8 protein-coding genes and 1 pseudogene are annotated in these 9853 nt (G+C 72.0%); 4 read left to right on the plus strand and 5 right to left on the minus strand.

Annotation, left to right across the window (positions count from 1 at the left end; translation table 11 throughout):
• Positions 1–1207 (minus strand): 4-aminobutyrate--2-oxoglutarate transaminase (gene gabT / locus ACTHMS_RS18950; RefSeq protein WP_440308222.1); only part of this gene is annotated, 1207 nt, incomplete at its 3' end.
• Between the two features lie 151 nt (positions 1208–1358).
• Between gabT and ACTHMS_RS18955 the strand changes: the two genes are divergently transcribed.
• Together ACTHMS_RS18955 and ACTHMS_RS18960 are read left to right on the plus strand one after the other, a co-directional pair.
• The gene (locus ACTHMS_RS18955) at positions 1359–2132 is read left to right on the plus strand and encodes a FadR/GntR family transcriptional regulator (protein ID WP_440308223.1); all 774 of its coding nucleotides are present in this window, start codon (positions 1359–1361) and stop codon (positions 2130–2132) included.
• On the plus strand, positions 2129–2836 hold the full coding sequence (locus ACTHMS_RS18960; protein ID WP_440308224.1) for a cache domain-containing protein: 708 nt from the start codon (positions 2129–2131) through the stop codon (positions 2834–2836). Before ACTHMS_RS18955 ends, ACTHMS_RS18960 begins: the two co-directional genes overlap by 4 nt.
• A gap of 5 nt (positions 2837–2841) precedes the next feature.
• Here ACTHMS_RS18960 and ACTHMS_RS18965 read toward each other — a convergent pair whose 3' ends face one another.
• The 4 genes from ACTHMS_RS18965 to ACTHMS_RS18980 form a co-directional block, all read right to left on the minus strand.
• Positions 2842–3063: a biotin/lipoyl-binding carrier protein gene (locus ACTHMS_RS18965; protein WP_440308225.1), complete on the minus strand. Its 222-nt coding sequence runs from the start codon at positions 3061–3063 to the stop codon at positions 2842–2844.
• 26 nt (positions 3064–3089) lie between these two features.
• Complete coding sequence (locus ACTHMS_RS18970; protein ID WP_440308226.1) at positions 3090–4517, minus strand: gamma-aminobutyraldehyde dehydrogenase; 1428 nt, start codon at positions 4515–4517, stop codon at positions 3090–3092.
• Between the two features lie 235 nt (positions 4518–4752).
• Positions 4753–5700: a GDP-mannose 4,6-dehydratase gene (locus ACTHMS_RS18975; protein WP_440308227.1), complete on the minus strand. Its 948-nt coding sequence runs from the start codon at positions 5698–5700 to the stop codon at positions 4753–4755.
• Positions 5701–5703: 3 nt separating this feature from the next.
• Positions 5704–6687, minus strand: coding sequence for a GDP-mannose 4,6-dehydratase (locus ACTHMS_RS18980; RefSeq protein ID WP_440308228.1), 984 nt, complete (start codon positions 6685–6687; stop codon positions 5704–5706).
• Between the two features lie 219 nt (positions 6688–6906).
• Here ACTHMS_RS18980 and leuA point away from each other — a divergent pair, with 219 nt between their 5' ends.
• Positions 6907–8655, plus strand: a complete 1749-nt coding sequence (leuA, locus tag ACTHMS_RS18985; protein WP_440308229.1) for a 2-isopropylmalate synthase — start codon at positions 6907–6909, stop codon at positions 8653–8655.
• Between the two features lie 194 nt (positions 8656–8849).
• Positions 8850–9699 (plus strand): annotated as a pseudogene (locus ACTHMS_RS18990) (SDR family oxidoreductase).
• Positions 9700–9853: the final 154 nt, after the last annotated feature.

The following is a 9853-nucleotide window of genomic DNA, read 5'->3' on the forward strand; positions in this document are numbered from 1 at the left end:
CGCGGCGGTGGCAGGCGGCCGCGGCGGCCGCCGTCACGGCTCGGTCCGGGCTGGTGTCCCCGCCGCCGCGGACCAGCTCGACCGCGAGCATCGCCCCGCGGCCGCGGATGTCACCGATCTGCGGGAACTGCTCGGCCAGCGCCGCGAGCCGTGGACGCATGATGCCCTCGATGTCGCGCGCGGCCTGCCACAGCGCCTGCTCGCGCATGGTGGCGATCGACCCGAGCGCGGCGGCGCACGCGACGGGGTTGCCGCCGTAGGTACCGCCGAGCCCGCCGCCGTGCACCGCGTCCATGAGCTCGGCGCGGCCGGTGACCGCGGCGAGCGGCAGGCCGCCGGCGATGCCCTTCGCGGTGGTGATGAGGTCGGGGACGACACCTTCCGCCTCGCAGGCGAACCAGTCGCCGGTGCGGCAGAACCCCGACTGGATCTCGTCGGCGATGAACAGGATGCCGTGGCCCGCGCACCACTCGGCGACGCGGGCGAGGAAGCCGCGCGCCGGGACGATGAACCCGCCCTCGCCCTGGATCGGCTCGATGATCACCGCGGCGGTGTTGGACTCGCCGACCTGGGCGTGCACCAGCGACACGAACTGCTCGAACGCCTCGTCCGCGCACCGTTCGGGGCCGGTCGGCCACCGGTACGGGTAGGCCATCGGCACGCGGTAGATCTCGTTCGCGAACGGCCCGAAGCGGTGCTTGTACGGCATGTTCTTCGCCGTCAGCGCCATGGTGAGGTTGGTGCGGCCGTGGTAGGCGTGGTCGAACGCGACGACCGCCTGCCGGCCGGTGGCCGACCGGGCGATCTTCACCGCGTTCTCGACCGCCTCGGCGCCGGAGTTGAACAGCGCCGACCGCTTCTCGTGGTCACCCGGGGTCAGCTCGTTGAGCGCCTCGCAGACCGCGACGTACCCCTCGTAGGGCGTCACCATGAAGCAGGTGTGGGTGAACGCCGCGACCTGCTCCTGCACACCGGCGACCACGTGCGGCGCGGCGTTGCCGACCGAGGTCACCGCGATGCCCGAGCCGAAGTCGATGAGGTGGTTGCCGTCGACGTCGACGAGGATGCCGCCGCCGGCCTCCGTGATGTACACCGGCAGCGTCGTCCCGACGCCGGCCGACACCGCCGCCAGCTTGCGCTGGTGCAGCTCCCTCGACAGCGGCCCGGGGATCTCGGTCTTCAGGATCCGCTGCTGGATGACGGTCATGACTGCTCCTCGTCCTGTCACCCGGCGACCGCCGGGCTGCGACGCCACGTGCGTCCCAGCATGCTCCGGCGAACTGCTTGAGGCCACGGCGTCGTTCCTGCTAAACCTATGAACCCAGATCTTTGAGCGTCAAGGTGCCGGCGGGAGGCGCATGGCGACCCCGTCGGGCGGCTCGGCGTTCACCACGGTGACCGCTCGCACCATCCTCGGTCCGCTCGACGTCCCCGCCGGCCGGGCCGACCAGATCGCGCAGCGGCTCGGCGACGCGATCCGTCGCGGCGTGCTCGAGGACGGTCTGCGCCTGCCGCCCGAACCCGAGCTCGCGCAGCACCTGCGGGTCGCGACGGTGACGCTGCGCGAGGCGCTCTCGATGCTGCGCCGGCAGGGGCTGGTCAGCACCCGGCGCGGACGCGGCGGCGGCACCTTCGTCCGCCGGCCCGATGCCGTTGTCGGGCACGGGTTGACCGAGTTCACCGTGCTCGCCCTGCGCGAGCTCGGCGACCACCGGCGGGCGATCGCGGGCACCGCGGCGTCGCTGGCCGCCGAGCGGGCGCTGCCCGAGGAGACCGACGGCCTGCGCCGCCAGCTCTACCGGCTGCGCGCCGCGCTCACCGCGCGCGAACGCGGGGCCGCCGACTCGCAGCTCGCCGTCGCGATCGCCGCGGCGGCCCAGTCGGCCCGGTTGACGCGCGAGGAGCTCCGGCTGCGTGCCGAGGTCGGCGAACTGCTCTGGGCCGGCGTGAACGACCGCGACCACCTGCACATCGTGCGGCGCCGGACGGCGATCGTGGACGCGATCGAGGCGGCCAACGCCCGCCGTGCGCGCGAGCTCGCCGAAGCGCAGGTGTCCGCGGAGACCGAGCGGCTCATCGAGCAGCGGCTCGCGTCCTACGACGGCGCCGACCCTGCGGGAGGGGCGCCGTGATGCAGCCCGTGGCGGCCGAGGTCGGCACCGTCCTCGACAGCCTCACCGCCGTCTTCGAGGACCTCGAGCCACTCGCCGAGCAGTACGCCTCGCTGTTCACGGCCCGGCAGACCTCGGCGACCGATCCGGTGCGCGAGGACCTCGTCGGCCAGCGGCCCACGATCCAAGACAACCTCGCGCGGCCCCGCGGCTGGCTCGTCGGTGCGGGCGTCGTCGTGGCACCGCACCTGCTGGCCGACGCGCCGCGCTGGCTCGAGTGGTGGTGGGCCCGCGACGGCGGGAACCCCGAGGCCCTGCGCGTGAGCCTGGACGAGTCGGCCGCCGACTTCTTCGACTACACGAGCGCCGAGTGGTACGCCGTCCCTGCCCAGACCGGCCGCCGTCACGCCGCCGGCCCGTACGTCGACTACCTCTGCACGAACGAGTACTCGGTGACCCTCGCGGCGCCGGTGCGCGTCGGCGGCCAGCTGCTCGGCATGGTCGGCGGCGACGTGCTCGCGGCGAGCATCGAACGACGGTTGATGCCGGTGCTGCGGCGGCTCGGACCGGACACCGTGCTCTGCAACGCCGACGGCCGGGTGATCGCGTCCGCCACCGCACGGCATGCCCCGGGCCACCGGCTCGCCGTCGACGGCGGCGTGCCGCTGTCGGGGCGCCGCCGCACCGCGCAGGGCACCGAGAGCTGGCGGCTCCTCAGCGTGTGAGCGCGTCAGCGCTCGTCGATCACCGCGATGACGTCGCCCTCCTGCACGACGTCGCCGGCGGCGACGGCGACCTCGGTGATCACACCGGCGACCTCGGCCAGCACCGGGATCTCCATCTTCATCGACTCGAGCAGCACCAGGGTGTCGGTGGCGGTGACGGTGTCACCGGGGGTCACCGAGACGGCGGCGACGTTGCCGACCAGCTCGGCGACGATCGTGTGGGTCATGCGCCCAACCTAGGCCGTCGCACGGCTCAGATGGAGATGTTGTGCATGACGTGCTTGATGCGGGTGTAGTCCTCGAGCCCGTAGAGCGAGAGGTCCTTGCCGTGGCCCGAGTGCTTGAACCCGCCGTGCGGCATCTCGGCCACGAGCGGGATGTGGCAGTTCACCCAGACACACCCGAAGTCGAGCCGCCGCGACACCCGCATGGCCCGGCCGTGGTCCTTCGTCCAGACCGAGGACGCCAGGCCGTACTCGACGTCGTTGGCCCACCGCACCGCCTCGTCCTCGTCGGTGAACGCCTGCACGGTGATCACCGGGCCGAAGATCTCCTGCTGGATCGCCTCGTCGTCCTGCCTGAGGTCGGCGACGACGGTCGGTTGCCAGAAGTAGCCGCGCTCGCCCTGGCGCGACCCGCCGGCCAGCACACGGGCGTGGTCGGGCAGCCGGCCCAGCATCCCGCCGACCCGCTCGAGCTGGTTGGCGTTGTTGAGCGGGCCGTAGAGCACGTCCTCGTCCGGCGCGCCGGTCTTCGTCTCGCGCGCCTGTTCGGCGAGCGCGTCGGCGAAGTCGTCCTTGATCCGCGGGGCGACCAGCACCCGCGTGGCGGCGGTGCAGTCCTGGCCGGCGTTGAAGTAGCCGGCGATCGCGATGTTCTCGGCCGCGTCGGCGATGTCGGCGTCGTCGAACACGATCACCGGCGCCTTGCCGCCCAGCTCGAGGTGGGTGCGCTTGAGGTCGGTGGCAGCGGCCGCTGCGACCTCGAACCCGGCCCGGGTCGAGCCGGTGATCGACACCATCGCGGGCGTCGGGTGCGACACGAGCGCGCGGCCGGTGTCCCGGTCACCGCAGACGACATTGAGCACGCCCGGCGGCAGGAACTCGGCGGCGATCTCGGCCATGAGCGCCGACGTCACCGGCGTGGTGTCCGACGGCTTGAGCACGACGCAGTTGCCGGCGGCGAGCGCGGGCGCGATCTTCCAGACCGCCATCATCATCGGGTAGTTCCACGGCGCGACCTGACCCACCACACCGACCGGCTCGCGCGGCACGTAGCTCGTGAAGCCGCCCATGTACTCGCCCGCGCTGCGTCCCTCGCGCACGCGGGCGGCGCCGGCGAAGAAGCGGATCTGGTCGAGCGCGGGCGGCATCTCTTCGCTGCGGGTCAGCTCGATCGGCTTGCCGGTGTTCTCGCACTCGAGCGCGATGATCTCCTCCGCGCGCGCCTCCATCGCGTCGGCGAACTTCAACAGCGCGCGCTGCCGCTCCGACGGGGTCGAGTCGCGCCAGGTCTCGAAGGCCCGCGACGCGGCGTCGTAGGCGGCGTCGACGTCGGCCTGCCCCGAGAGCGGCGCCGACCCGAATACCTCGCCGGTGCTCGGGTCGATGAGATCGGTGCGCCGGCCGTCGGCCGCGTCGACCAGCTTGCCGTCGATGAAGTTCTGCACGTTGCGAGCCACGAGCGGCACGTTACCCGCAGCCGGAAGACCGCGACAACGACGGAATCAGTCGTCGCCTCGTGCCGCCGCAACGGATTGCGTGGCGCTCGCGGACGTCGAGCGCCGCGGTCGCGTCGTCTGCTGACGGATCCCCCATCGAGTGACGGATCGGCCATCCGGTGACGGCAGATTTCGCCGTCACCGGACGCAGCGATCCGTCACCCGATCACGAATCCGTCAGCGGATCGGGGATCCGTCAGCTGGGAAGCGCCACACGGTCGGCGTCGACCATGAGCGCGACGAGGCCGGCGAGGTCGAGCGTGGGCGTCCACCCGAGCTCGCGACGCGCCTTGGCCGGGTCACCGCGCTGGTCCTCGACGTCGTTCGCCCGCTGCAGCGCAGGGTCGGTCTCGAGGTAGGACCGCCAGTCCTCGATGCCCGCGTGGGCGAAGGCGAGCCGGACGAAGTCGGCGATCGAGTGGCTGACGCCGGTGGCGACCACGAAGTCGTCGGGTCGCTCGTGGCGGCCGATGCGCACGAGGGCGTCGGCGTAGTCGGCCGCGTAGCCCCAGTCACGGCGGGCGTCGAGGTTGCCGACGACGAGCCGGTCGGCGCGTCCGGCCGCGATGGCCGCGACCGTCCGCGTGATCTTGCGGGTGACGAACGTGTCCGGGCGTCGTGGCGACTCGTGGTTGTAGAGGATCGCGCTCGCCGCCCACACCCCGGCCGCGCGATAGGTGCGCACGACGTGCTGCGCGTACGCCTTCGCGGCGCCGTAGGGCGTGCGGGGCGCCAGCGGGGTGGTCTCGTCGTGCGGTGCAGGGGCGGCGCCGAAGATCTCGGCACTCGCGGCCTGCACCAAGCGGACCGGCCGCTTAGTGCGCTCGCCGTGGTCACGCACGGCCAGCAGCAGCCGAAGCACGCCGACGCCGTTGACCTCGGCGACGGCGACCGGCTGCTCCCACGACAACCCCACCGACGACAGGGACGCGAGGTTGTAGACCTCGTCCGGATCGGCGGCCGCGACGGCGGCGCGCAGGCTGGCGTCGTCGCGCATGTCGCCGAGCACCGTCTCGACGCCCGGCGGCACGGCCGTCGGGTTCTCCGAGCGCACCATCCCGATCACGGTGGCGCCCTCGGCCTGCAGCCGTTCGGTGAGGTACCAGCCGTCCTGACCGGTCACCCCGGTGACCAGCGCGCGCATCGCTCAGCGCTGGGCGTCGTGCAGCCGACGCAGGTCGGCCTCGACCATCATCGTCACGAGGCCCTCGAAGTCGACCGACGGCTTCCATCCGAGCACGGTGCGGGCGCGTGACGCGTCCCCGATGAGCAGGTCGACCTCGGCCGGGCGGAAGAAGCTCTTGTCCTGGTCGATGTGCTGCTCCCAGTCGTCGATGCCGGCGACGCGGAAGGCGCACTCGAGCAGCTCGCGCACCGAGTGCGTCTCGCCGGTGGCCACCACGAAGTCGCTCGCCGTCGGCTGCTGCAGCATGCGCCACATCGCCTCGACGTAGTCGCCGGCGAAGCCCCAGTCGCGGCGGGCGTCCAGGTTGCCCATCGTCAGCTTGTCGCGCAGGCCGAGCTTGATCGCGGCGACACCCATCGACACCTTGCGGGTGACGAACTCGGGGCCGCGGCGCGGCGACTCGTGGTTGAACAGGATGCCGCTCGAGGCGTGCATGCCGTACGACTCGCGGTAGTTGATCGTCATGTAGTGGCCGTACACCTTGGCCACGCCGTACGGAGAGCGCGGCCACAGCAGCGTCGACTCGCGCTGCGGCACGTCCTGCACCTTGCCGAACATCTCCGAGCTCGACGCCTGGTAGAAGCGGATGCGCGACGGGTCGTCGCCACTGTGCAGCCGGATCGCCTCGAGGATGTTGAGGACGCCGGTGGCGGTGACCTCGGTGGTGAGCGCGGCCTGCTCCCACGAGTAGGCGACGAAGCTGACGGCGCCGAGGTTGTAGACCTCGTCCGGCTGCGCGACCCGCAGCGCGCGCAGCAGGCTCGACAGGTCGGTGAGGTCGCCGGTCAGCAGTTGCACGCCCGGCACCTCACGGGCGACGAGGTCGGCCTTCGGGTTGTTCTGCCCGCGGATCAGGCCGTAGACCTCGTAGCCCTCGCGCAGCAGCAGTTCCGACAGGTAGAGCCCGTCCTGACCGGTGATGCCGGTGATGAGCGCGCGGGGCACGGGACCTCCGGGGGACCCGGACGTCCGGGTGGTTGCGGGGTGAACGGCGGCAGTCTAGCCGCGGGGCCCTTCCCGTGCTCGGTATGCTCGGACGCACCATGACCCGCGCGCTGCTCCTTCCCAGCCGCGGCGAGGGCCGGTAACTCGAACCGGTCGGCCCCCTCGCCGCGGGTTCCCGCGCGCCGGCCGCTCCCCTCGTCCTCGTTGGAGCCCACCGTCATGACCTATCCCGCGAAGTTCGCGCAGCGCCCGTCCGGCATGCCCTGTCACCGGTACCGGCCGTTCCCGCAGGTCGACCTGCCCGACCGGCAGTGGCCGTCGCGCACCATCACCGCCGCGCCCCGCTGGCTGTCGACCGACCTGCGCGACGGCAACCAGGCCCTCATCGACCCGATGAACGCGGCCCGCAAGAACGCCATGTTCGACCTGCTCGTCCGCCTGGGTTACAAGGAGATCGAGGTCGGCTTCCCCGCCGCGTCGCAGACCGACTTCGACTTCGTCCGCTCGCTCATCGAGGGCGACCGCATTCCCGACGACGTGCGCATCTCGGTGCTGACCCAGGCGCGCGAGGAGCTCATCGACCGCACCGTGCAGTCGCTCGCCGGCGCGAAGCAGGCGACCGTGCACATGTACAACGCGGCGGCGCCGACGTTCCGCCGCGTGGTGTTCGGCTTCGACGGTGACGGACGCGCCGAGTGCCGCGCCGTCGCGGTCGACGGCGTGCAGGCCGTCATGAAGTACGCCGACATCCACCTGTCGGGCACCGACTTCGGCTTCGAGTACTCGCCCGAGATCTTCATGGACACCGAGCTCGACTTCTCGCTCGAGATCTGCGAGGCGGTGATGGACGTCTGGCAGCCCGGCCCCGACCGCGAGATCGTCCTGAACCTGCCGTGCACCGTCGAGCGCTCGACCCCGAACGTCTACGCCGACCAGATCGAGTGGATGTCGCGGCAGTTCTCGCGGCGCGAGTTCATCTGCCTGTCGGTGCACACCCACAACGACCGCGGCACCGCGACGGCCGACGCCGAACTTGCGGTGCTGGCCGGTGCGCAGCGCATCGAGGGCTGCCTGTTCGGCAACGGCGAGCGCTCGGGCAACGTCGACCTGGTGACGCTCGGGCTGAACCTGTACAGCCAGGGCATCGACCCGATGATCGACTTCAGCGACATCGACGAGATCCGCCGCACCGCGGAGTACTGCAACCGCATCGACGTGCACGAGCGGCACCCGTACGCCGGCGACCTGGTCTACACGTCGTTCTCCGGCTCGCACCAGGACGCGATCAAGAAGGGCTTCGAGGACCTCGAGCGGCAGTCGCGCGAGACCGGCAAGGCGATCACCGACCTGCCCTGGGAGATCCCGTACCTGCCGATCGACCCGAAGGACGTCGGCCGCTCGTACGAAGCCGTCATCCGGGTGAATTCGCAGTCGGGCAAGGGCGGCGTCGCCTACATCATGAAGTTCGACCACAACCTCGACCTGCCGCGGCGGCTGCAGATCGAGTTCAGCCAGGTCATCCAGCGGCACACCGACGCCGAGGGCGGCGAGGTCGAGCCGGCGCGCATGTGGGAGATCTTCGAGTCCGAGTACCTCGCCCCCGGTGACTTCGCGCTCGAGTCGTTCTCGTCCTCCTCGTCCGGCGGCATCGATCGCATCGAGGCCGTCGTGCGGGCCTTCGGGCGGTCGCACACGCTGAACGGCGTCGGCAACGGCCCGATCGCGGCGTTCTGCGCGGCGCTGTCGGAGGTCGACCTCGGCCTCGGCGGCCTGGGGGTGCGCGTGCTCGACTACTCGGAGCACGCCCTCACGTCCGGGCGTGACGCCGAGGCCGCGGCCTACCTCGAGATCGAGGTCGGCGAGCGGGTGTTCTGGGGCGTCGGCATCAGCGAGTCGATCGTGCAGGCCTCGCTGCGCGGTGTGATCAGCGGCCTCAACCGCGCGTCCCGCCGCCTCCGCTCGTCCTGACCCCCTCTCCGGATCTTGATGCCCTGAGCGGGCCATCGGCCACTGCGAGCATCAAGGTCCGGAACCCGTGGAACCCCTGCTCCGGATCTTCATGCCGTGAGCCGCGCACGGAGCGGTCTCGGCATCACGATCCGGCGTATGACATACAGTCCGGCATGCAGGTAAGGTCGGCCGCCGGACGAGAGGGCGTTGGCATGGGGTATCCGGGCATCGACCTGGCGAGCGCGACCGTGCTCGTCACCGGCGGGGCGCGGGGCATCGGCCGCGCGACGGCCGTCGCCTTCCGCGAGCGGGGGGCGACGGTCGCCGTCGCCGACCTCGACACGGACGCCGCGCGGGCCACGGCCGACGGAGCTTGGACGCGGCGTCACCGGCTACGGCGTCGACGTGGCCGACCGGTCGTCGTTCGCCGCACTCGTGCACGCCGTGCAGCGCGACCTCGGCCCGATCGACGTCCTCGTCAACAACGCGGGCGTCATGCCGCTCGGCGGCTTCCTCGAGGAGGACGAGGCGGTCAGCCGCACCACCCTGGACGTGAACGTGCTCGGGCTCGTGCACGGCATGCGCCTCGTGCTGCCGCACATGATCAGCCGCGGCCAGGGGCACGTCGTCAACGTCGCGTCCATGGCCGGGAAGGTGCCGATCCCCGGCCTCGCCGTCTACAACGCCAGCAAGTTCGCCGCGGTCGGCCTGTCGGCGGCTGTGCGCGACGAGTTCGCGCACACCGGCGTCAGCGTCAGCGCGGTCCTGCCGTCGGCGGTGCGCACGCGACTGACCTCCGGGGTGCCGGAGGGCCGCGGCATGCCGACCGTCGATCCCGAGGACGTCGCCCGCGCGATCGTCGGCACCGTGCGCACCCGCCGCGCCGAGACCACGGTGCCCGCCTGGTTGGGTGCCTGGGATCTCGTCGACGCCGTCGTGCCCGAGCGGGTGCAGCGCCTCGGCAAGTGGCTCATCGACTCGCGCCGCGGCCTCACCGCCGTCGACCACGCCGTGCGTGACGCCTACGAGCAGGCGATCAAACAGCAGGCGGCCGCGCGCTGACCGTGCCCGCCGGGCTCATCCGGCGGGCGGGTCGATGCCCTCGACCCGGGGCCCGGGCCGGGGTCGCCGCCGCTCGGGCGTCGGCGGCACGGCCGACGGTGCGACGACCGGCGACTCCACGAACGGCGGAGCGACGGCCGGCGGTGGCGCGACG

This window comes from Jatrophihabitans sp., from assembly GCF_051960575.1.
Lineage (GTDB): Bacteria > Actinomycetota > Actinomycetes > Mycobacteriales > Jatrophihabitantaceae > JBQCEE01.